23 protein-coding genes are annotated in these 22,400 nt (G+C 61.9%); 14 read left to right on the top strand and 9 right to left on the bottom strand.

What is annotated here, in order from left to right; genetic code table 11:
- Positions 1-13 precede the first annotated feature (13 nt).
- Positions 14-1,270 (bottom strand): TCR/Tet family MFS transporter, encoded by a 1,257-nt coding sequence (locus tag GY725_08705; protein MCP4004261.1) that lies wholly within the window; start codon positions 1,268-1,270, stop codon positions 14-16.
- Positions 1,271-1,515: 245 nt separating this feature from the next.
- On the opposite strand from GY725_08705, the gene xylA reads away from it, so the two are divergent.
- From xylA to GY725_08690, 3 genes are all read left to right on the top strand, one after another.
- Positions 1,516-2,856 carry a xylose isomerase gene (gene xylA, locus GY725_08700; protein MCP4004260.1) on the top strand — a complete coding sequence of 447 codons (1,341 nt, stop codon included), beginning with the start codon at positions 1,516-1,518 and terminating at the stop codon, positions 2,854-2,856.
- 23 nt (positions 2,857-2,879) lie between these two features.
- A complete protein-coding gene (locus tag GY725_08695) occupies positions 2,880-4,361 on the top strand; it encodes a sulfatase (GenBank protein MCP4004259.1) in 1,482 nt (493 codons plus the stop codon).
- A 240-nt stretch (positions 4,362-4,601) separates the two neighbouring features.
- Positions 4,602-4,778, top strand: a complete 177-nt coding sequence (locus GY725_08690) for a hypothetical protein (protein MCP4004258.1) — start codon at positions 4,602-4,604, stop codon at positions 4,776-4,778.
- Positions 4,779-4,968: 190 nt separating this feature from the next.
- On the opposite strand, the gene GY725_08685 is transcribed toward GY725_08690, so the two are convergent.
- From GY725_08685 to GY725_08675, 3 genes are read right to left on the bottom strand one after another with little or no spacing between them, the layout of a single operon-like run.
- Positions 4,969-5,457 (bottom strand): copper chaperone PCu(A)C, encoded by a 489-nt coding sequence (locus GY725_08685; GenBank protein MCP4004257.1) that lies wholly within the window; start codon positions 5,455-5,457, stop codon positions 4,969-4,971.
- The gene (locus tag GY725_08680; GenBank protein ID MCP4004256.1) at positions 5,454-5,654 is read right to left on the bottom strand and encodes a hypothetical protein; all 201 of its coding nucleotides are present in this window, start codon (positions 5,652-5,654) and stop codon (positions 5,454-5,456) included. Before GY725_08680 ends, GY725_08685 begins: the two co-directional genes overlap by 4 nt.
- Positions 5,651-5,845, bottom strand: coding sequence for an SCO family protein (locus GY725_08675; GenBank protein ID MCP4004255.1), 195 nt, complete (start codon positions 5,843-5,845; stop codon positions 5,651-5,653). Before GY725_08675 ends, GY725_08680 begins: the two co-directional genes overlap by 4 nt.
- Between GY725_08675 and GY725_08670 the strand changes: the two genes are divergently transcribed.
- Complete coding sequence (locus GY725_08670; GenBank protein MCP4004254.1) at positions 5,819-5,974, top strand: hypothetical protein; 156 nt, start codon at positions 5,819-5,821, stop codon at positions 5,972-5,974. The genes GY725_08675 and GY725_08670 overlap by 27 nt on opposite strands.
- Position 5,975: 1 nt before the next feature.
- On the opposite strand, the gene GY725_08665 is transcribed toward GY725_08670, so the two are convergent.
- From GY725_08665 to GY725_08645, 5 genes are all read right to left on the bottom strand, one after another.
- The gene (locus GY725_08665; protein MCP4004253.1) at positions 5,976-6,578 is read right to left on the bottom strand and encodes a CDP-alcohol phosphatidyltransferase family protein; all 603 of its coding nucleotides are present in this window, start codon (positions 6,576-6,578) and stop codon (positions 5,976-5,978) included.
- 47 nt (positions 6,579-6,625) lie between these two features.
- Positions 6,626-7,321, bottom strand: a complete 696-nt coding sequence (locus GY725_08660; GenBank protein ID MCP4004252.1) for a hypothetical protein — start codon at positions 7,319-7,321, stop codon at positions 6,626-6,628.
- A gap of 12 nt (positions 7,322-7,333) precedes the next feature.
- Positions 7,334-7,984, bottom strand: coding sequence for a PEP-CTERM sorting domain-containing protein (locus GY725_08655; GenBank protein MCP4004251.1), 651 nt, complete (start codon positions 7,982-7,984; stop codon positions 7,334-7,336).
- Positions 7,985-8,074: 90 nt separating this feature from the next.
- Positions 8,075-8,782: a hypothetical protein gene (locus GY725_08650; protein MCP4004250.1), complete on the bottom strand. Its 708-nt coding sequence runs from the start codon at positions 8,780-8,782 to the stop codon at positions 8,075-8,077.
- 311 nt (positions 8,783-9,093) lie between these two features.
- A complete protein-coding gene (locus GY725_08645; protein ID MCP4004249.1) occupies positions 9,094-10,497 on the bottom strand; it encodes an aldehyde dehydrogenase family protein in 1,404 nt (467 codons plus the stop codon).
- Positions 10,498-10,643: 146 nt separating this feature from the next.
- Between GY725_08645 and GY725_08640 the strand changes: the two genes are divergently transcribed.
- The 10 genes from GY725_08640 to GY725_08595 all read left to right on the top strand — a co-directional run.
- On the top strand, positions 10,644-12,302 hold the full coding sequence (locus GY725_08640) for a sulfatase-like hydrolase/transferase (protein MCP4004248.1): 1,659 nt from the start codon (positions 10,644-10,646) through the stop codon (positions 12,300-12,302).
- Positions 12,303-12,499: 197 nt separating this feature from the next.
- Complete coding sequence (locus GY725_08635; GenBank protein MCP4004247.1) at positions 12,500-13,684, top strand: acyl-CoA dehydrogenase; 1,185 nt, start codon at positions 12,500-12,502, stop codon at positions 13,682-13,684.
- 12 nt (positions 13,685-13,696) lie between these two features.
- Positions 13,697-14,815, top strand: coding sequence for an acyl-CoA/acyl-ACP dehydrogenase (locus GY725_08630; GenBank protein MCP4004246.1), 1,119 nt, complete (start codon positions 13,697-13,699; stop codon positions 14,813-14,815).
- A 225-nt stretch (positions 14,816-15,040) separates the two neighbouring features.
- Positions 15,041-15,424: a CBS domain-containing protein gene (locus GY725_08625; GenBank protein MCP4004245.1), complete on the top strand. Its 384-nt coding sequence runs from the start codon at positions 15,041-15,043 to the stop codon at positions 15,422-15,424.
- A 70-nt stretch (positions 15,425-15,494) separates the two neighbouring features.
- Positions 15,495-16,757 (top strand): hypothetical protein, encoded by a 1,263-nt coding sequence (locus GY725_08620; protein ID MCP4004244.1) that lies wholly within the window; start codon positions 15,495-15,497, stop codon positions 16,755-16,757.
- 95 nt (positions 16,758-16,852) lie between these two features.
- Positions 16,853-18,250, top strand: coding sequence for a sigma-54-dependent Fis family transcriptional regulator (locus tag GY725_08615; protein MCP4004243.1), 1,398 nt, complete (start codon positions 16,853-16,855; stop codon positions 18,248-18,250).
- 143 nt (positions 18,251-18,393) lie between these two features.
- Positions 18,394-19,272 carry a universal stress protein gene (locus tag GY725_08610; protein ID MCP4004242.1) on the top strand — a complete coding sequence of 293 codons (879 nt, stop codon included), beginning with the start codon at positions 18,394-18,396 and terminating at the stop codon, positions 19,270-19,272.
- The gene (locus GY725_08605; protein ID MCP4004241.1) at positions 19,269-19,682 is read left to right on the top strand and encodes a CBS domain-containing protein; all 414 of its coding nucleotides are present in this window, start codon (positions 19,269-19,271) and stop codon (positions 19,680-19,682) included. Before GY725_08610 ends, GY725_08605 begins: the two co-directional genes overlap by 4 nt.
- A 215-nt stretch (positions 19,683-19,897) precedes the next feature.
- The gene (locus tag GY725_08600) at positions 19,898-20,779 is read left to right on the top strand and encodes a universal stress protein (protein ID MCP4004240.1); all 882 of its coding nucleotides are present in this window, start codon (positions 19,898-19,900) and stop codon (positions 20,777-20,779) included.
- 26 nt (positions 20,780-20,805) lie between these two features.
- Positions 20,806-22,400: AAA family ATPase (locus GY725_08595; GenBank protein MCP4004239.1), on the top strand; the 1,595-nt coding region annotated here is incomplete at its 3' end.

Here is a 22,400-nt window from a genome sequence, read left to right as displayed (position 1 = left end):
ACCGCAGATCGGGTCAGGTCGTGTGCGGTGCTTCGCTCGTTCCATTGGGCGCTTCGTCGCTCCCGCGCAAGACACCGGACACAATTGCCGCGGCACCCAGCATCAACAAGCCCGCCGCAAGAAAGCTCGCGCCGGGAAAGTAGAAGACTGCCGTCTCGGCGGTAAAGATGTCGAAGAGCTGGGTCATGAAGATCGGCGCGGGTATTGCCATGATGCTCATGATGCCCGAGATCGCACCGGCCAGTTCGCCTTGCGCATCCTCTGGAACCCTGCTGGTCATGATGCTGCGCAAGGCGGGCATGGCCACTCCCCCCAACGCGAACGGAATAACGAACACGTAGAGCATCGAAGTCGTAGGAGCATAGGCGAAACCCATATAGCCGATGGCCATGGATGCGAAGCCGAAAAATGCGGTGCGGCGCTCGCCGAAGCGCGCGACGATCGGACCGATCAGTCCCGCCTGCACGAACATGACGGCAAGGCCGACCACTCCCAGGGAATAGCCGATGTCGGCGGGCGTCCAGCCGAACTTCTCGATACCGCAATACGACCAGGTTGCGGGTAGTGAGTCGTGGGCAAGTGCGTAGAGCATGAACGATGCAAATAGCGCGGTTATCCCGCCGTAGCGGCGCAGTTGTCGCGCGGCACCGAATACATTGGCGCGCGCCAGTGAGAAAGGTCGGCGCTGCTCCGGCGCGAGCGTCTCGGGCAAGACGAACAGGCCGTACAGTGTGTTGAGCAGAGCGAGCCCCGCCGCAGCAAAGAATGGAACTCGTGGACCGAACTCTCCGAGCAGACCCCCGACCACAGGGCCGAGAGTGAAGCCTATGCCCCAGATCGCACCGATCAGGCCGAAATTCTTGGCCCGCTTGTCTCGTTCACTGATGTCGACCACGTAGGCATTGGCCGTGGCGTGGGTCGCGGCGAAGCCCCCGGCCAGGATTCGTCCCGCGAACAGCCAGCCGATCGTCGGTGCGAAACCCATCAGCAGGTAATTCGCGCCCAGAGCCAGAAGCGATAGGAGCAGGACCGGTCGGCGACCGAAACGGTCCGAGAGATTGCCCAGCACTGGAGCAAACACGAACTGCATGAGGGCGAAAACGAACATCAGCCAACCGCCGTACCGCGCGGCCGCTCCAATCCCCTCGCCCGTCAGGTCCTGAATCAGATCCGGAACCACCGGAATGATCACACCGAAGCCGAGCGTATCCACGAAGACCGTGATCAGGATGAAGATCATCGACTTCGTGCCGGCTCGGGGTTGGCTCATTTCCGGAGATTTCCTCCGGGTCGGTTTCGACCCGGAAGAGAGTTCAGTCAATTGCAAGCGGTTGGTCAAACCTGCACCGCCAACGCTGCTGAAGTAGCGACGTTGCAGAGCGCGGAGTGAGACATGCTTGCGCATTTACGCCAGGGATCCGAAGCCGGATTCTGAGCACGAACTCGGTCGGTTTTCCAGGGAATCTCCAATCTGTCGTAGAATCCCATGGCCAGCGAGGCACGAGAGGGTCAGACATGAGTGAGGAGTTCTTTCCGGACGTCGGCAAAATCGCGTACGAGGGTCCAGATTCACGAAGCGATCTGGCCTTTCGGCACTACGACGCCGAACGAGTCGTGCACGGCAAACGGCTCGTGGATCATCTGCGGATCTCGGCGTGCTACTGGCACGGGTTTGGCTGGCCGGGTAGCGATGTTTTTGGCGCCGGGACTTTCGATCGGCCCTGGCTCGCCAGCGACGGTGACGCTCTGCTCCAGGCGGAGCACAGAACCGATGTCGCGTTCGAGTTCTTCGAGAAGCTGGGCGTTCCGTTCTTCTGTTTTCACGATCGGGATATCGCTCCCGAAGGCGGGACGTTTCGCGAGAGCTGCACGCACCTGGATCATATGGTCGATCGCATGGCGCAACACATGGAACGCACTGGCGTGCGGCTGCTCTGGGGCACGGCGAACTTGTTTGGCCATCCACGCTACGCCGCGGGGGCCGCGACCAACCCCGACCCCGAGGTCTTCGCGTTTGCTGCAGCACAGGTCAAACACGTACTGGAAGCGACCTTGCGTCTGGGAGGCGAAAACTACGTGCTCTGGGGAGGGCGCGAAGGTTACGAAACTCTGCTCAACACGGACCTGGTCCGCGAGTCCGATCAGCTGGGTCGCTTCATGCAGTTGGTCGTCGAACACAAACATCGGATCGGCTTTGAAGGCACTCTTTTGATCGAGCCGAAACCGCATGAACCCACGAAGCACCAGTACGATCGAGACGTGGCGCATGTGTTCGCATTCCTGCAGAAGTACGGACTCGAGAACGAGATCCGGGTGAACATCGAAGCGAACCACGCAACTCTGGCTGGCCACAGTTTCCAGCACGAAATCGCTCAGGCTCTGGCCTACGGGATCTTCGGCAGCATCGATGCGAACCGAGGTGATCCACAGAATGGCTGGGACACCGATCAGTTCCCGAATAGCGTCGAAGAAATGACGTTAGTGCTCTACGAAGTCCTGCGCGGGGGCGGGTTCAGCACGGGTGGTTTCAACTTCGATGCAAAACTACGCCGTCAAAGCCTGCACCGGAATGATCTCTTCCACGCTCACATCGGCGGAATCGACACGCTCGCGCGCGCGTTTGCGGCCGCCGATACTCTCCTTCAAGACGGTCAACTACAGAGCAACCTCGAAGCACGTTATGCAGGCTGGCAGGGCGACCTGGGTCGTGGCATTCGCAAAGGCGAGTTGAGTCTCGATGATCTCTGGAAGCGGGTATCCGATTCCGAAGAAGATCCCGAGCCAGTATCCGGGCGCCAGGAGCAACTCGAAAACTGGGTTCGCCGGGGCATCGAAAGTTCAGCCGGAACCGACTGACGTCGGATCGGGGGAGACAAGACATGAAGATCCTGCGAAGCATCGCCCTGGGATTGGGTTATCCGCTCGCACTCGTGTTGATCCTGGGTAGCGTCGCGATCATCGCGCGCCTGGTCCAGGTCGTATTCTTCTATTCGCCACCGGCGCTGGAACACTACGAGCAGAAACTGAGCTACCTGGAATCGCTCCCCAAGGTGGATCCGAAGACCGTGCCCAACTTCATCGTGATCCTTTTTGACGATCTGGGCTGGGGGGATCTTTCGATTCAAGGCAATGCGCTGATCCGCACGCCTCGCATCGATCAGGTCGCGTCCGAAGGCCTGCGCATGAATCACTTCTACTCCAGTTCTCCGGTCTGCACGCCGTCGCGCATGGGACTTCTTTCGGGTCGCTATCCGGGACGGCGCGATATTCGCGTCGTGTACTTCCCGGACGAGAGCGCGGTCGGAATCGGGCGCCGCTTCCTCGGACAGGAAAATCAACTGGCGCGCGATGAAATCATGATCCCGGAGGCGCTGCGTGCCGCCGGGTACTCGACGGGCATGATCGGCAAGTGGCATCTGGGCGGACGTCCGGGCCATCGCCCCACCGACTTCGGCTTCGACTCGTGGTACGGCGTGTTGTGGAGCAATGATATGTGGCCGTTGCATCTGTTTCGCAACGACGAGATTGAGCGCGAAGATGCCCGGGGATTCAATTTCACGGGCGAGCGCGATGAAGAAAGGCCCTTGGGTGCGGGCGGAATCGATCAGACGCATCTGACTCAGGACTACACGCATGAAGCGATCGACTTCCTGGAACGCAACACCGATCGGCCCTTCTTCCTGTATCTGTCTCATAACTTCCCGCACGTACCCCATTACGCATCGCCGGAGCACGCGGGTGAATCGGCGGGAGGACTTTACGGCGACGTGGTCGAGGATCTAGACCGCAGCACGGGTGCGGTACTCGACGCGCTCGAACGACTGAACCTCGACGAGAACACACTCGTAATCATCACCAGCGATAATGGCGCTGACTATCTGGGCAGCCCGGGAGGTTTACGCGGTCGCAAGACGCAGGTCTACGAAGGCGGCCAGCGCGTACCGATGATCGTACGCTGGCCCGGCCGGATTCCCGAGAACATCCAGAGCGACGCTATGGGTATGAACATCGACCTCTTCCCCACGCTTCTGGGACTCGCCGGACTTCCCATGCCCGAGGATCGGGCGATCGACGGTCGAGACTTGACACAGGTCATGACCGCGAACGCAGCCAGCCCTCACGACCATCTGTTCTACTTCTCGATCTGGGCCCCCGAACCCGAAGCGGTTCGAGATCATCGCTACAAGTACCTGCTCAATACGAATGACGTCGGTCGCAATCGCCCTCATCTTTCCCGGCTAGACGTCGACATCGAAGCCCACGACCTGCGGCGCAAGCATCCCGAAGTGGCCGAGGAGCTCTCGCAGGCGCTACAGGCCAAGCGCAAGGAGATCCGCGACAATCCACGAGGTTGGCACTGACGATCGCTGAGGCTGATAATCAAATGAAGCCAGGAGATCGCCATTCGCTCGTCACGTCTGATCCGGATCACACTCAGGACCCTCCACCTGCTCGGGTTTGCGTCTCTGTACGGCGGGCATCTCTACGGTGTCACGGCCGATCGGCTCCTACCCGCGCTTCTGACCACGATCGTCAGCGGCGCTGCACTCGTCCTCCTCGATGTGTTGCGCGAGCCGCTGTCTCTGGTGCAGATGCGTGGCTTGGCCACGATCACCAAGATCGCACTGGTCGTAGCCGCTCACTTCGCGTGGGACTATCGCGTCTGGCTATTGACCCTGGTGGCCGTGATCGGCGCAGTCTCATCCCATATGCCGGGACACTATCGCTACTACTCCCCGCTCCACGGACGCGTAGTAGGGTCGACTGAAAAGGGCTGAGCGCGGTCCCTTCGCCGAGCCCGAAGTCGCGCGCTTCGACATCGCCGGTTACCTGTCGCACGTTCTCGCGCTTCGCGCGTTTCCGGACCGGCGCAGCGCTCTGTGGAGCCAGGCCCCAATGCTCGTGCTGATGGTCGCCTACACGTGCATCAATCTGTGGATACTGGGTCAGCCGATTACGGAGTAGTGTTTAGCGATCGTTCGCGTCGGACGCATCGGGATGGCCCGCAGCTCCGATACTCCCTGTTTGAACCTCAACCTGGATCGAACCCGCTCGTTCGAACTGGATCGTGAGCGGAAAGCGACTGCCGCGTGCGAGTGGAGCGTGAAGTCCCATGAGCATGACGTGCAACCCACCCGGCTCAAACGAAACGTGCGACCCCGGTGGAATCTCCAGGTCCGGACGGGAGTTCATTTCCACCATTCCGCCGCTGTGAACCGTCTCGTGCACCGAAGCCTGAGCGGCGACCGGCGTCGACAGAGACACAATTCGCTCGGTATGCGTGCCCCGATTTTCGATCGTCAGATAGACGATACCCGCACCGCCGCTGCCTACCGTCTCGCGCGACCAGGCCTTCGCAACCAGGATCCCGGCCTGAGGAGAAACACAGGCCAGCGATGAAATCAGTGTGATCGCGACGAAAGCCGACAAGATCCCGGTCCTGCAAGACCCGCTCATGGCTGTCCCTCCGACTGCCCGGCATCCACCGCTGGAGCGCTCATGTGTTTCTGGATCTGGGCAACAGGTCCGTCCATACCCGCTCTGTCATCGAGAATCGCGACCGCTGCCCCGTCGGGTCCAACCAGGTAGAGATCGTCCTCTTGGCTGATGGCATAACTCCCACTCTCGTCGGGCGCACCTCGAATGAAGATCATATCGCAGGCTCTCGTCGCCGCTTGAATCTCCGCCTCAAGACTTCGGGAGTATCCCGGGCGGGATCGAGGCTGATGAAGACCGGCCGGATGCGCTCCGCCAGTGGTCCGAGGCGGCGAATCGCGGTGCTCATCACCTGAAGTCCCGTCGGGCAGACGTCCGGGCAGTGGGTGTAGCCGAAGAAGATGAGCAGGTACTCGCCCTCGAGGTCCCGTTCCTAAATGGATCGACCGGTGTGGTCGACGAAGCTCAGACTGTGCTCGACGGTCGGCGGATGCTACGCGTTCCAGCGAGCAAGCGCCTTTCGGATGCTGGCTGCTGATCTAGGAAGCGAGCTGGCGTCGGGCGAGCAGGGTTCGGGCGATCACGGTGATCGAAAGTACGAGGATCCAGAACTGACTGAGAGCCTCCACGTGTTGTGGGAAAAACAAGAAAGCGGTGTAGGCAATTCCCGTTTCTCCGCCTTCGGCCAGACCGGCCCCCAGGCGCAGACCGCGATCGTCGCGGGGTTGTAGATCCAGGGCCGCTTCCTGCATGCCCAGCGCGAGCGCACTGGCAATGCAAAGCACGTACAGGAACTGGATCAACAACCAATTCGTCTGCAATTCGGGGTGAAGAAAGGCGAAACCGACGATCATGATGCCGTAGGCCGCCATGTCGAGAACGATGTCGAAGTACGCTCCGAAGGAACTGGCCTGGCCCGTTTCGCGCGCGTAGATCCCGTCGGTTCCGTCTGCCAGACGACCGACCCACCACAGCGCCACGGCGGCCAGAGCCCAACCCTGTGCGACGCACAGAGCCGCGAGACAACCCAAGGCGAACGCGATCACACTGACGCCATTGGGCGTGAGGTTCAGCTTCGCGTACAGACGCGTAAGAGGGCGCGCAAAACGAGGCAGAATGCCGCGGAAGGCGTTATCGATCACGCCGGAAGTGTAACGCCGGTCGCCGAATTATCGGTAGTGGCGTGCCTTCAGCGGCGGGCGCGACGCAGTGCGAAGCCAGTCATGACCAGTAGCGCGAGCAGTCCCGCGCGCGGTTCTGGCAACGGCGGATCGACGGTCACGTTCAACGCGTGGATGAAGTCGTGATCGACGCCATCGAGACTGAGGGTGAACGCGAAGAGATTCGCGCTGCACTGTCCAAATCCCGAGTTGATCAGACAGTCGACCATGACCGGAACGGCCGGCAGATTCAACGCACCGCCCCCGAGGGAGCCGCCGCCCGAGTCCAGTACGGAGTAGTTTCCGGTGACGGTCGCGCCACCCACACCGACCGGCGTCGCCGTGAAGCTCACCAACGGGTCACCGCTTGCGAAAACCGGTGCGGCGCCGCTGTAGTTCATATTCGTGAACAAGACCTCGGCGACGTTTCCGGAGCTACCCGTGAAGCTGACGCTGGCCACGTCGAAGACGAAGGATGCGAAGGTATTTCCCTCGGCGGGGACCGTCACCACACCGGTGGCCTCACCTTCGCCGTTGAGGTCGAGGACCTCGTTCGTAAGGCACAGGCTGGTACCGGAGACGCAGGCTCCGTTGGTCGACGGCGTTCTCAACCCGCCGCCGAGTACGGTGAAGTCGGGATACGTCCCGGCGGCTTGCGCTGTCGAAGCTGAAAAACCCAGGACGAAAAGTGGGCTCAGGAGAAGGTGCGGAATCCGAAATCTCAACTGCGGCCTCTCTTATCTGCTGCGCCGTGCAATCGCGCCCCCGGCGAGTACCAGCACCAGGAGGAGTGCGGCGCTCGGCTCTGGAAGCGGAGGATCGACGATCGGATTTATGGCGTGAAGGAAATCGTAGTCCGTGCCCGCGATCGAAATCGTGAACACGTCGTACAACATCGGGCACTGGCCGAAGCCGGAAGAAATCGTGCAATTCAAGCTGGTCAGGACGGGTGTCGCGTTGATCGTGCCCGAATCGACCGTACCGCCGCCGCCATCGAGGGCCGTGTAATTGCCCGTGATTCCGCCCGCGCCCGAACCCATGGCGGCTGAGCTAAAGCTGACGGTCGGGTCGCCGGTTGCGAAGCTCGTAATCGAACCGGTGTAGTTCAGATTCGTGAACAGAATGGCTTCGGCACCGCCGGCGGCGCTCTTGCCGGCAATCAAGGAGAAGCCGAGCGATGCCACATCGATATCGACCAGACCCGTGACACCAACGCCGACGCCGGTGTACTCGACGTAGCCGGTCGCGGGCGCAACACCCGGATCGAGTTCGAAGACCTGATCTGTATCGAGGCAAAGGCTGGCGCCGGCCTCACATCCGCCGTTGCTCGACGGCGCAGAGATACCGCCACCTACAAGGCCAAAGTGAAGATCCGTGGTTGCTTGCACATTAGTTGCCGCTGACAGCACAAACGTCAGCATTGCCGCCCAAATCAAGGCCCCCTGCTTCATCGCCCTACCTTTCGGTTCGACTATTTTCTAGTTACGTGCGTCGGAAAGTGCGCGCCGGCCTCGAAGAGCGAGGCAGGCTGCAAAGCCCAGCCCTATCAGGCTGGCGCTCCCGGGCTCGGGAAGCACGGTCCCGGTCCAGTTGATGTTTGCGCTGATGACCAGGTCGTTTGCTTCGCCCGGAAACCCCGCTTTGTCGAGAATGCCAAGGGACACCCCCGTGAAATTGAAAGCGCCCAACGGAACATTGACCGTGCCGTTGAGAGTCGCGTTCTCGAAGTTCAAGTCGACGCCGCCATTGTAGGTCGAATCGACCTCGACCGGACCCGTGAAGACGGTGTACGTGTCGGGTCCCGAGAGAAACGAGAACGACTGCGCGAAATCGGAAGTGCAGACCGCCGAAGTACCCGTGTCGCACGGAATCAAGCTCGCGTTGGTGATCGTCACCGCGCTGAGCCCGCCATAGGTTTCTCCCGGCTCGAACGTCAGCACCTGCGAGGGCGCCAAAGTGAACTCGAAGTCGATCAGCGTTCCCACGCCGGCGGTCACGTCGAAGATCGCCGAGGCGCCGTTAAAATTCAGACTCTGCGAAGCGATGGTCGCCGCCCCAGTCGTCGCAGTGACGTCCGCGGTTCCCGAACTAAACACGTAGTTCGTGGTCGCGGCAGCTGCGTTTCCGCAGATTCCCAAGCTGGCGATGAGTGCCAGCGCAGATACTACTCCCTGAAAAAACCTCAAAACATCCCTCCCAAGAGCCGCAAGAGAACCGGATTCGCACCTAGGCAGTGGCGGAATCCGATCCGTGGGTCTCACCTTACTACATCAGGAGGCGGAAAGGGAAGCGCAAAATGTGTGCTTCAACAGGCAGTAACCCGGTTGGGGTGGGAGGAAAATCAGCCCGAGGGCCAAATCCCGCGCCTCGATCAGAATTCCCAACTCATTTCAGGAACTTGCAGACCTCGGACTCGGGAACCCTGCCACCGGAAACGCTCCGGAGTGCAAGACGCGGCTTTGCGGCGAATCGGCCCGCGAAGCGAAGCCCGAGGTGCCTACATACTGCGCTGCAGGAGCCGGCGAAAAAAGCCCTTGTACGGCGGGTACATGACGCTCAGATCGAAGCGCGTGCCCCGGCTCATGACGGATTTTCGATGGCTGAAAGTCTCGAACGACCACTTCCCGTGATAGGCACCCGTCCCGCTGGAACCGACGCCGCCGAAAGGCAGCCTCGGATCCATCAGGTGCACGATCGTTCCGTTGACCGTGGCGCCCCCTGAACTGGTTTCGGCGAGCACCTTGTCTTCGACGGCCGAACTCTCGCTAAACACGTACAGCGCAAGCGGTTTTTCGCGCTCATTCACGAAGTCGATCGCCTCGTCCACACTCTTGACCGTCAGCACCGGGAGCACGGGGCCGAAGATTTCCTCCCGCATGATGCGGGAATCGCTCGAGACACCGCGCAACACCGTGGGCGCAATGAACTTGTCCTCGGCATCGGTCTCGCCTCCGAAAGCCGGCGTCCCGTCCTTGATCAAAGTGGCCACGCGCTCGTGGTGTCGGTGGTTGACGATGCGCGCGTAGTCCGGTGAATCCTGCGGAGAGGAGCCGTAGAAGCGTTCAATCGCCGCGCCCAGAGCATCGACCAGTTCCTGCTCGCGGTTTTCGTGCACCAGCACGTAGTCGGGCGCGATGCAGGTCTGACCGGAGTTGATGAACTTGCCCCAGGCGATCCGGGTGGCCGCGATCTCGATGTTGGCGTCCTCGGCCACGATGCAGGGACTCTTGCCGCCGAGTTCCAGCGTGACGGGAGTCAGGTTCTTGGCGGCGGCCTCCAGGATCACCCGCGCGACCCGACCGTTGCCCGTGTACAGAATGTGGTCGAAGCGCTGCTCGAGCACCGCAGTCGTCTCTGCGACGCCGCCTTCCACCAGCGTGATCGCCTCCTCGTCGAAATACCGGGGAACGAGCTTCGCGAGCAGCGCCGAAACATTCGGAGTGACCTCCGAGGGCTTGAGCACGACTGCGTTGCCCGCGGCGATCGCCCCGACCAGCGGCGCGAACAGCAGACCGACCGGGTAATTCCAGGGCGAGATGATCAATACCACGCCCAGGGGATCGCGCAGGATTCGAGCCTTGCCTATCAAGGGCAGCGTTCCCACGCGCTGGGGCCGGGTCCACTTTTTCAGGTTCTTGAGTGCGGAGCGCGCCTCGATCGCACCTTGGGATACGTCGGCCAGCAGGGCCTCGAATGGCGGTTTGCCGAAATCGGCGCGCAACGCCTCCAGGAATTCCTGCTTGTGCTCCTTGCACAGCGCGATCAGCGCTTTGAGCTGAGCCTCTCGCCAGGCCAGTGGGCGCGTCCGACCGGAGTCAAAAGCCCGACGCAGACGGGCCACGCACTGGGGAATCGAATCGATCTCTGTATGGGGTCCGGTCGCGATGGCGGGAGCGCTCATGGTCATATCCTCCGACTTGGATTCTGTCAGTTTATCAGGACAGTTCGAGCGGCTGCCTGCACTTGTGCCCGCATCCCAGCCTATGACATTCTGACAATCATCGTGTCATATCACGGAGCCGAGTGGGGCTCGGAGGTCGGTGAAAAATGGGACGGATTGCGAAGCGAGCGGCGCTCGCGCTGCTGTTACTGGCGGCCCTGGGCTGGCTCTTCCGGGAGCCGATCGCGCTCTCGGGTATCGGATTCCTGGTCAAGCTGCGCACCTCGGTCGGACCGCATCAAGAGGTCACCTGGCAGAGTGGGCCGGATCCCGCGGGGCGCGCATCGGGCGAGCGTCCGCCTAACATCGTGGTGATTCTGGCAGACGATCTGGGCTTCAACGATCTCAGCTTCGCCGGAGGCGGCGTTGCGGAGGGAACGGTTCCAACTCCTAACATCGACTCGATCGCGCGCGATGGCGTGAGCTTCACACGCGGCTATTCCGCCCACAGCACCTGCGCGCCGTCCCGGGCGGCCATTCTTTCCGGACGCTACGGAACCCGTTTTGGCTTCGAGTTCACACCTACTCCTCCCGGAATGATTCGCGTCGTCGGAATAGTCTCGGGCAACCAACCGGGTCGCCTGCGCAAACCATACATACCCGAAAACTCGGGCACCGAACTCGGTTTTGAGGAAATGGGAATGCCGGCCTCGGAGATCACGCTGGCCGAACTACTGAAGCAGGCCGACTACCAGACCTTGCACATCGGCAAGTGGCACGTAGGACGCGAGCACGGCATGGCGGCCACCGACCAGGGCTTCGACGAGAGCTTGCTGATGGCGAGCGGATTGTACCTGCCCGAAGACGACGCAAACGTCGTCAACTCCAAGCAGGACTTCGATGGGATCGACAAGTTTCTATGGGCTGCCATGCAACACGCCGCAACGTTCAATGAAGGACCCGCATTCAAACCCGGCGGCTACCTGACGGACTACTACACCGACGAGGCCGTCAAGGCGATCGAGGCGAACAAGGACCGTCCCTTCTTTCTGTACCTGGCGCACTGGGCTCCGCACTCACCGCTTCAGGCGACGCGCGCCGACTACGATGCGCTCTCACACATCGAAGATCACCGACTGCGCGTCTACGCCGCGATGATCCGCGCATTGGATCGCGGCGTGGGCCGCGTACTCGATGCCCTGAAGGCGAACGGCCTGGAAGACGACACGCTTGTGTTCTTCACCTCCGATAACGGAGGCGCGCATTACATCGGACTTCCGGAGGTCAACAAGCCCTACCGCGGCTGGAAGATCACCTTCTTCGAAGGCGGCATCCACGTGCCCTACTTCATCAAGTGGCCCGGTCGCCTTCCCGCGGGAAAGAGCGTCGACGCGCCGGTACACGGTTTCGACATCTACGCCACCGCGGCCGCGGCCGCGGGCGTGCCATTGCCGAAGGATCGCAAGATCGACGGCGTGGACCTGGTGCCCTACGCCGCCGGCGAGCGCCGCGGCTCGCCCCACGAGCGCCTGTTCTGGCGCGCCGGCCACTCCCAGATCGCCCTGGTCGATGGCTGGAAGCTCCAGGTAAACGAACGCCCCGGCAAGACCTGGTTGTTCAACACACTGGAAGACCCGACCGAGCAGAACAACCTGGCCGATCGCGAGCCGCAGCGCGTGGCAGACCTGCGAGCGGCACTCGCCGTCCACAATGCAGAGCAGAGCGCTCCGGGCTGGCCCTCGCGTGCGGAGGTGCCGGTGAACGTGGACAAGCACCTGGGCCAGTACGACACGCCCGAAGACGAGTACGTCTACACCCCAAACTAAGAGTTGTGGTCCGGAGAATGTGCTTGGCTCCGTCGAGGCCCCCGAGCAGCGGCGGGATGGCCGAAATGCGCCCCGCAGAGTTGCCTGAAATCCTCGATCCGGCTTCACGGGCATCGGGCACATTCTTCGGACCACAACCCCGGTTTTCAATACGGTCCGTATCGTATATGATTGGCTTCCCATCCAGGAGGACACCCGTGGACTTCGATTTCTCCCCGGAAGAGCAGAAATTCGCCGAAGAGGTCGAGCAATGGCTGGTCGACAACCACGATCCGGTTGTCATGGACCCCACGCGCGAGAATTTCACTCAGCTCGCCGACACTCCGGAGCGCCGTGCGTTCATGAAGAAGCTCGCCAAGAAGGGCTGGCTGGGCATGAGCTGGCCAAAGGAATACGGCGGACAGGGCATCGAAGGCGTGTACGAGTTCATCTTGAACGAAGCGCTGGCGCGACACGCCGCCCCCCAGATAGGCAAGGGCGTGGGCATCATCGGCAAGACGCTGATCCGACACGGCAGTGAGAAACTGAAGAAGGAATTCCTGCCGAAGATCCTGGCCGCCGAGGTCGAGTTCGCCGTGGGTTATAGCGAGCCACAGGCCGGTTCCGATGCGGCGAACATGCAACTGAAGGCCGACAAGGTCGACGGCGGCTGGAACCTGAACGGCCAGAAGATGTGGACCACCTCCGCGCATTTCGCGGACTGGTACTGGGTGGGTGCGCGCACCGATCCCGACAAGGCCAAGCACGACGGACTGAGCCTGTTCCTGATTCCGATGGATCACGAGGGGCTCGAGGTGCAGAGCCTGCCGACGATCGGCAAGGACACAACCAATCAAGTCTTTTTCAAGGACGTGTTCGTACCCGACGACTATCTGGTAGGTACGCGCGGTCGCGGCTTCCAGTACATCGCCGAGGCCCTCGACCTCGAGCGCTTCACCTTGTTCACACTGTCTCCGATCAGCGAGCGATCGCGCGTTCTGATCGACTGGGTCAAGACCGCCCGGCGCGACGACAAACCGCTGCGCGAAGATCCGAACGTGCGCCGATTGATCGCGCATATCGCAACGGACACGGCACTGGCGAGGTGTCTGAGCACGCGCTTCCTCTGCGCGGCGAAGGCTGTGAACGGCAAGCCACCGTCGGTGGAGTCTTCGCAGTACAAGCTGTTTACCACGACGCTCTCACAACGCGTCTGCAAGGACGCACTCGACATCACCGGAGCCGCCGGGCAGATGCGCGAAGGCCAGGATGACGCACCGTTGGCCGGGCGTTTCGAAGGCGCCTATCGCGCCACCATGAACGAAACCGTCGGTGGCGGTTCTTCGGAAATCCAGAAGAACATCATCGCCCGGCGCCACCTCGGCTTGCCGAAGAACTTCTAGCGGGATCCCACAATGGATATCGACTTCAGCGAAGAGCAGCAGATGATTGTCGACATGACTCGAGGAATGCTCAACGAGCACTCCTCGATCGACGTCGTGCGCGAGATGGAAGACGATCCCAAGGGCTACCCCGACGCGCTCTGGAAACAGATGAGCGAACTCGGGCTCAACGGATTGTTGATCCCCGAGAGTTACGGCGGCGGTGGGCAGACCCTGCTCGAAGCCGCGCTGGTCTATGAAGAATTGGGGCGTGCACTCGCCTCCACTCCCCACTTCGTGAGCTGCGTCATCGGCGCCGGCCTCCTGCTCGAAGCCGGTAGCGACGCGCAACGAGAAGAGTGGCTGGGCACGATCGCCAGCGGCGATGCCATCCTCACACTCGCCTGGCTGGAGCCGGATCGCGGCTATAGCCAGGTCGGCGTGGCGATGCAGGCGAAGAGCGACGGCGACGGCGTCGTACTTTCAGGAGTCAAGCGCCATGTTCACTTCGCGAGTTCGGCCGATCGCATGATCGTGTTGGCGCGTGGCGACGCCGGTGTCGATCTGTACCTGGTCGACCCGAATTCGGACGGCGTGAAACTGACGCACCAGCTTTCACAGGGCTCGGACTGTCAGTACCGGGTCGATTTCAACGAGGTCCGGGTTCCCTCCAGCGCCCGTATTGGCGCAGCGGGCTCGGGCTGGACGAGCTTCGACAAGATCATGCACGACGGCATCATCCTGCTGGCCGCCCAGGCGATCGGCGGAGCCGACCGCACGCTGCTCGAAACGGTGGCCTACGCGAAGGAACGCGTGCAATTCGACAAACCGCTGGGCGCTTTTCAGGCGCTGGCCCACTACATGGCCGACGCTTCGACTGCCATCGAAGGAGGGCGCGTGCTGGTGCACGAAGCGGCGTGGAATCGCGCGCAGGGTCGCTCGATCTCGCGGCTCGCTCCCATGGCCAAGCTCTTCTGCTGCGAAGCCTATCGAGAAACGACGCGGGCGTGCGCGCAGATCTGGGGCGGTGTCGCTTTCACCATCGAGTACGACTGTCAGTTGTTCTTCCGACGCGCCAAGCAGTTGCAGCTCAGCTGGTGGGACACGCCCTACCTCGAGGAGCGGGTCGCCGCCGACGTTCTGGACGGTTGACGATCGGAACGGCTGACACTCCGAACGGTTGACGGCCGGGAATCCGCTGAGGACCGCTCGCCGGGCGAGCAGTGGCTTCGACTGCGCCAGGACTTCCCATTGGGAAGCGAAAAAGCGACATCCTGCCCCGGGTGCGCATATAGGAACAGTCTCAAACGACGTTCCACCGGGCATGGAGCTTGCTCTTTCTTCTCCCGTAAACCCGCAAACTAATGGAGATCGGAAATGAAGGCCGCCGATGTCATGGAGAAGAGCATCATCTGCGTCAGCCCTGAGCTTGGGCTCAAGGATTTCGAGGAGTTGCTGACACGAGAAGAAATCAGCGGCGCGCCCGTGACCGGATCCGATGGGCGGGCGGTTGGAATCGCGACCAAGAGCGATATCGTGAGCGCAATCTCGCAGGTTTCCGAAGGACAGGAGCCCTGGCTCCAGACGCTGACGGTCGAGGACGTGATGACCCGTGACATCATCTCGGTAGAACCCAATACGAGCGTGCGCGATATCGCCCAGCTCATGATCGACGGGCATCTGCACCGGGTTCTGGTCGTCGAGGAAAGCGAAATTCTCGGGATCATTTCGAGCTTCGACCTGCTTCGCTTCGTGCAATAGCCCCGCGGCCTCACCGCTCTGAATTCGACCCGCGGTTGACGCAGCCTCCTCGGAGTCAATAATTGACCGAGTGGCTGTAGAAGACGATCTGCAAACGCGTCTCGATTACCTGCAGTGGACGGACGAGGATCGGTCCGCTCTGGTGAAGCTGCGCCCCGTGTTAGAGGAACACGCCGACGAGCTGGTCTCGGCCTTCTACCGACATCTGCTCGGATTCGAGCCGACTCGAAACCTGCTGTCGAATCCCGAAGTTCGGGACCGCCTGCTCACTACGCAGCGAGAGTATCTCTTGAGCCTGGCCTCGGGCCGTATCGATGAGCAGTACATCGAGAGTCGGCGCAAGATCGGTGCCGCCCACGAGCGCGTCGGCCTCGAGCCTCGCTGGTATCTGGGCGCTTACGGTGTGTACGTGTCAATTCTGCTTCCGCTGATCGCCGATCTATACCGCGGCCAGCCCGATCAGCTGATCCTCAGCCTCAACGCCCTGAACAAGCTTCAGATGCTCGATTCTCAACTCGCGATGGAAACCTACATCACGCGCCGCGAGGAGCAGTTGGAGTTTCTGGCGCGCGAACTGGCCGCAACCAGCCGGGAACTCGAACGCTCCTACGACAAACAGGGTGGAGAACTGCGCGAGACGGCCGAACGCGCACGCGCGGCCGAACGACTGGCTTCCATCGGTGCGCTGGTCGCGGGACTCGCGCACGAGATCGGAACGCCCATGGGCGTGATCCAGGGACACGCGGAGATGCTGGAGTCTTCAGTCAGCGACGATCGCGGCCACTGGCGGCTGAAAACGATTCGCGAACAGATCGATCGCATCTCGCGGATCATCCACACCTTGCTCGACATCGCGCGTCCGCGACCCACTGAATTCACACAGATCGATCTCAGCTCGACCATCCAGGACTGCCTTTCTTTCGTCGCCGAGAAACTGCAAAAACGGGGCATTCAGATAGAGACCCGTCTGCCGGACGAGGTCACGATCGAAGCCGATTTCCAGAAGTTGCAGCAGCTCTTCTTGAATCTGTTCCTCAACGCGGCCGACGCGATGCCCGATGGCGGCACGCTGCAGGTGGGCGCGGAGCGCATCGGATCCCGGGAAGTCGAAATCGTGGTTTCGGACACCGGGCGGGGAATCCGCCCCGCAGAACTCGAGCGCGTCTTCGAGCCCTTCTACACCTCCAAAGCCGCCGGAGCGGGCAGCGGCCTGGGCCTGATGGTCGCCCGCGGGATCGCCGAAGAGCACGGCGGTGAATTGAGCGTGCAGAGCGAGGTGGGGCGGGGTACGGAGTTCCGGTTGCGACTGCGTTCCCAGCAAAATGCGCCATAATGGCCCATTGGGATATAATGTCATAGCTCGGACTGAGCCCCCACGGGCAGAACGGCGCCCCTGGCGGGCACGGTCCCTGCTATAGAGGAGGGCCTATGGCACAGCGCTCAGTTCTCGTGGTCGATGATGATGCTGCGATGCGAGAGATGCTCGTATCTCTGCTAGAGGAACAGGGGATCCTGGCCTCTGCGGTGGGCTCGGCGGACGCCGCCATCGAAACCGCACGCGAGACGGAATACGGTCTGGTGATCTCCGACATCCGCATGCCTGGCAAGGACGGCATCGAACTCACCTCCGAGCTCCGCCGGTTGCGGCCGGAGACTCCGGTCATCCTGATGACTGCTTTCGGGAGCATCGATTCGGCGGTAAGCGCCATGCGCGCGGGCGCCTTCGACTATGTGACCAAGCCGTTCAAGCGCGATGCGATCGTGGCCAGCCTCGACCGCGCTTTCGAGCACCGGGCACTCGAGGAAGAAAACCGCAGATTGCGCAGGGCGATCGACCGCAGCACGAAGTTCGGCGATCTGATCGGTGCCAGTCCTTCGATGCGCGAGATCTTCGCACTGATCCGCAAGGTCTCGGGAAGTCGCACGAACGTGTTGATCACCGGCGAGAGCGGCACCGGAAAGGATGTGGTCGCGCGCACGCTCCACTTCGCAGGTGCACGCACGGGCCATCCCTTCGTCCCCATCAATTGCACCGCGATGCCGGAAGGTCTACTGGAGAGCGAACTCTTCGGTCATGTGCGCGGAGCCTTCACCGGTGCGCACACCTCCAAGAAAGGCCTGTTCGAAGAGGCCCATGGAGGCACGCTCTTCCTGGACGAGATCGGCGACATGCCTTTCGGCCTGCAGGGCAAGCTCCTGCGCGTGGTGCAGGACGGCCTGGTTCGACCCGTCGGCGGCACGCGCTCGATCAAGGTCGACGTACGCTTGATCACCGCCACGAACTCGGATCTGGCAGCAAAGATCGAAGCGGGTGAGTTTCGCCAGGATCTCTTCTACCGATTGAATGTGATTCCGATCCACATCCCACCGCTGCGGGAACGACCCGAAGACATTCCCGTGTTGGCAGATGCGTTCCTGCGCAAGCATTCCGGATCCGAAACACGAACCCTTTCACCCGACGCGCAGGAACGCCTGAAGCGAATGCGCTGGGAAGGCAATGCGCGCGAACTGGAGAACGCGATCGAGCGCGCGCTCGTACTTTCGCCGGATCGGGAGTTGGTTGCCGAGGATTTCCCAAGCCCCGAGGCCGAAAAGGAAATCGAACCCGTCGACTCCGAAGTCGCGCTTCTGGACGAAGCACTCGAGCGGGGTCTCACACTGCGCCAGCTCGGCGACCTGTACATCGAGCGGGTGCTCAAGCACTCGGGCGGAAACAAGGTACGCGCGGCGCGTGCACTCGGCATCAACCGGCGCACGCTGTACCGAAGGGGCGAGCACGAGACACCGAATCCTTCGACACCGAGTTCTTCGACGCCGAACGCCTGAGACCGGAGCCTCGGTGAACGCAGAAGTGAGCCGGGGCATCGCGCCACACGCCAGTACACCAGAGCACTCGAAGCGGGTTTGCAGCAAGGCACGCTGGTTGCAGTTCTCTTTCATGCATCCTTTTCAAGAAAGGGACAACGCGAGTGGACTGGCCCCCGAAGCGCATCCTGCTCGGTAGCGACTTTTCGGCTAGCGCTGATGCAGCGCACGCCGTGGCGCGCGCATTTGCCTATCGCGAGGGATCGGACCTGCACCTCTTGCACGTCGCTCAGGACCCGGTTCACGTGCTGACCGGCTACAAGCCCCTCGATCGCATCCTGGACTACGCGGCGAGTTACAGAGGGCCACGCACACGCAGCGTCGAACAGTTGTGCGCACGCGCTCGGGAACTCGGGGGGCCCGATTTGAAGACTCATGTGCGCACGGGTGACCCCGTCGCTCAGATGGTCGCTTTCCGGGAGCAGATCGGAGCCGATCTGCTGGTGCTGGGCGCCACTGGACTGCGCGGGTTTCGCCGGCTCCTCCTGGGCAGCGTCTCCGAACGCATGTTGCGCGAACCCGGCTGTCCGCTATTGCTGGTCAACCGCAGCCCAGCCGCGGGTGAGGTCAAGCGCATCTTGGTCGCCATGGAACTGCCCGACCTCGAGACACCGGCGCTCAAACTAGCCGTGGGGATCGCCCACGACCTGCGCGGCGAACTCATTTTGTTGCACGCTCTGCCGCCGCGTGGCTACATCTCCGACCGAAGGCACGTAGAGCTGCACGCGGAAAACGCCGCTCCGCGTATGCGAGCCGTGGCAGCCGCCATCGACCCGACGATTCCGGTAGAGACCGTGGTACGTTCTGGCATTCCGGAAGACGTGATCCAGGCCGTTGCCAGCGAGATCGACGCGCATCTTACTGTGATGGGTGTGGAGCGAAATCAAAGTGACTCGCCTGGTCGTGTGGTCGACCACGTGGTTCGGGCAGGACTCGACGCAGTACTGCTCGTGTGGCCAGAAGATGGGGAGGAACGAGAGTGAAAGTCAGAGATCTGATGTCCTCGGAGGTCACCACCCTGGGCCGCAATGACGAACTGAGTCTCGCCGATGACGTGATGCGCCTCGGGCGCATCCGTCACATGCCCGTCATCGACGAGTCCGGGCGTGTCGTCGGTGTGGTCAGCCAGCGCGATCTTTTCGGAGGCGCGCTCTTCAAAGCCATGGGCTTTGGCGATCGTCAACTCCGACAGGTACTCAAAACCCTCCCGGTCAAAGAGGTCATGAGCACGGGTGTCGAGACCGTGTCGCCCGATCACGACGCACGCGCGGCCGCCAAGCTGATGCTCGAACGAAAGATAGGCTGCCTGCCCGTCGTGGAGGACGGCAAGCTCGTCGGCATCCTCACAGAATCGGACTTCGTGGCAGTGGTCGCTAATTCGCCCAGATCGTAGCTTTTCGCCCCATTCGTGGCGTATTGGCTCAGATTGTGAGTTCTTGTGCCTCTAATGCCTCGCGGGACTGGCACCTCACTTGCTAGTTCAATAGGCGTGCAGTTCACCTCCGATAATTCTGCTGTACGCGATTTTCCCTCGCACGGGGCACTTCTGGTTCGATGGCCCGGGGAAGCTCGAACTCCCCCGGAAACGAACGGGAAAGGAGGTCGTCTTTGAGCGACATCAAGACAATCCTGGTACCCACGGACTTTTCGAAACCGAGCGACAAGGCGCTGGCCATGGCCACGTCGATCGCTCGGAAGATGGAAGCAAAGGTCCACCTGCTCCACGCCTACCAACTGCCGCTGGAAGTGGTGGCGCCGATTCCGGCGCCCTATCAGGATCAGCTGCACGAGATGAGTGTGCAGGGACTGGAAGAACTGCAGGATGGACTGAGCAAGCACGGGATCACATCCTCTGCGGAAGCCGTCGACGAATCCCCACTGGTCGCGATCTCCGCTGCAGCAAAGCGCCACTCTGTGGACCTGATCGTAATGGGAAGTCGCGGCGCCAAAGGCTTGGAGCACGTCTTCCTGGGTAGCGTCGCCGAGCGAACGGTTCGCACGGCCCACTGTCCCGTCCTGACGGTCCGCCGCGACTGCGGTCCCGAAGAAACCTTCGCGACTATCGTCGTGGCCATGGACTTCTCGGATCCCGCGAGCAGGGCACTCGCACTCGCCCGGCAGTTTGCGTCCAAGATGGGTCCGGCAAGATTGATCCTGGTGCACGCGCACTACATTCCGCCCGACGTCGAAGCGCTGTTCAAGGAACAGGGTACCCCGCTGCCGAGGCCTTCGCTGGCACCGGTTGCGGAACGCCTCGAACCGATGGTGCTCGAGCTTCAAGACGCCGGACTGACTTCCGATTTCGTCCTCGAACCCGGCGTTCCCGAGCGCTTGATCGTCGATGTCGCCAAGACGAATAACGCCGATCTGATCGCAATCGGCACGCACGGGCGCGGAGGATTGTCGCGCTTCCTGCTCGGCAGCGTCGCGGAGCGGGTCGTGCGCGAAGCCGAATGCCCGGTGCTGACAACGGGTCCGCCAGAGAAGTAGCGCCACTCTCGAGGAGGAGTTCCGCAATGCAGGACTACGAAGCGGAACTGGTGGAAGCACTGACACAGGTGCGCGCATACCCGCACGATCGCAGTGCCGAGCGGGGCGTGGAGCACGTCCAGACTCACCTCTCGCATGTTTTCTTGACGCCCGAGCGAGTCTACAAGCTGCGCAAGGCGGTGAGCTTCGGTTTCGTTGACTTTGGAAGCACACACGCTCGCAACACCGACTGTCGGAACGAGGTCGACCTGAATCGCAGGCTCGCCCCCGACGTGTATCTGGGGATTGCGCCGATCCAGCGAGTGGCCGGTCTCTTCGAGCTCGGTGCAGTTTCGGCCGTTGCGGACTTCGATGCCGATCTGGAACACGTGGTCGTCATGCGAAGACTGGCTCAGGGGCGGGATGCCCTGTCTCTGCTCGAGGGGGGCGAGTTTCGCGCCGAGATGCTCGATCTGGTGGCCGAACGCCTCGCCGGTTTCCACGCGGAGCACGGCCTGGGTCGGCCAGCCCCCTTCAGCGCGAGCGAGTGGAAGAAGCACATCGTCGAACCCGTGAGCGACAACTTCGACGCGCTCGCCGCAAACAGCTCGGAGGAATTGCTCGACGAAATCGAGAGCTGTCGCCAGCTGACGCGTAGCTTCGAATCCGTTCACTGGGAGCGACTGGAGCAAAGACGCGTCGAAGGGCGTGTCGTCGATGGGCACGGAGATCTGCATCTCCAACACCTGTGGTTCGAGCGGGAAGACCGGCCGATCGTCATCGACTGTCTGGAATTCAGTAGCGAACTGCGCAGAATCGATGCGGCGGCCGACGTCGCCTTTCTGCTGATGGATCTGCGCTATCGTGGAAGGCCCGGGCTGGCGCATCGCTTTGCCCGCAAGTACGCAGCCCAGAGCGACGACTTCGGTCTGTACGGCGTCATCGATTACTTCATCAGCTACCGCGCCGCCGTGCGTGCCAAGGTCGCTTCGCTGGCCGGAGCCGATCCCCGGCTTCCGGCTGAACAAAGGGCAGGAGCGCACGCGAGCGTCAGCGCGCACGTTGCACTCGCGAAGAGCGCGCTCGAGTCGCGTCCAAAGGGCAGCGTCGTGGCGCTGTGCGGAACGATCGGAACTGGAAAGAGCGCCGTGGCCGAGGAACTGGCCGAGAGCCTGCCGGGCGTTCCCATCGCCTCGGATCACGTGCGCAAACACGAAGCGGGGTTGAAGGCAAGCGATCGAGCTTCGGCAGCCTGGAACAAAGGCCTGTACACACCTGAGGCGCGGGAACGGGTCTACGAAGGGCTTCTGGAGAGGGCGAAGCCAGTCGTAGATTCGGGAAGAACGGCAATTCTCGACGCCAGCTTCGCCCGACGCGCGACCCGTTCGACTCTCCAGACCTGGGGTCGCAAGGAAGGCGTCGAGGTCATCCTGGTGGAGATTGTCTGCCCTGAAGATGTCGTGCGTGAACGTCTCGAACGCCGTGCATCCAGCGGGAGCGGCGCCTCGGACGCCGGCCCCGAACTCCTGGAGCGGAGTCTGAACCATCACGAAACGCCCGATGAATGGCCTCGACAGCGACACGTGCGGATTGACACGAATGACCCGGAATGGCGGGAAGAACTCCACTCCCTGGCGCGCTC

This window comes from bacterium (genome assembly GCA_024226335.1).
Classification (GTDB): Bacteria; Myxococcota_A; UBA9160; order SZUA-336; family SZUA-336; genus JAAELY01.
This window is presented reverse-complemented; position numbering and strand designations above follow the sequence as displayed.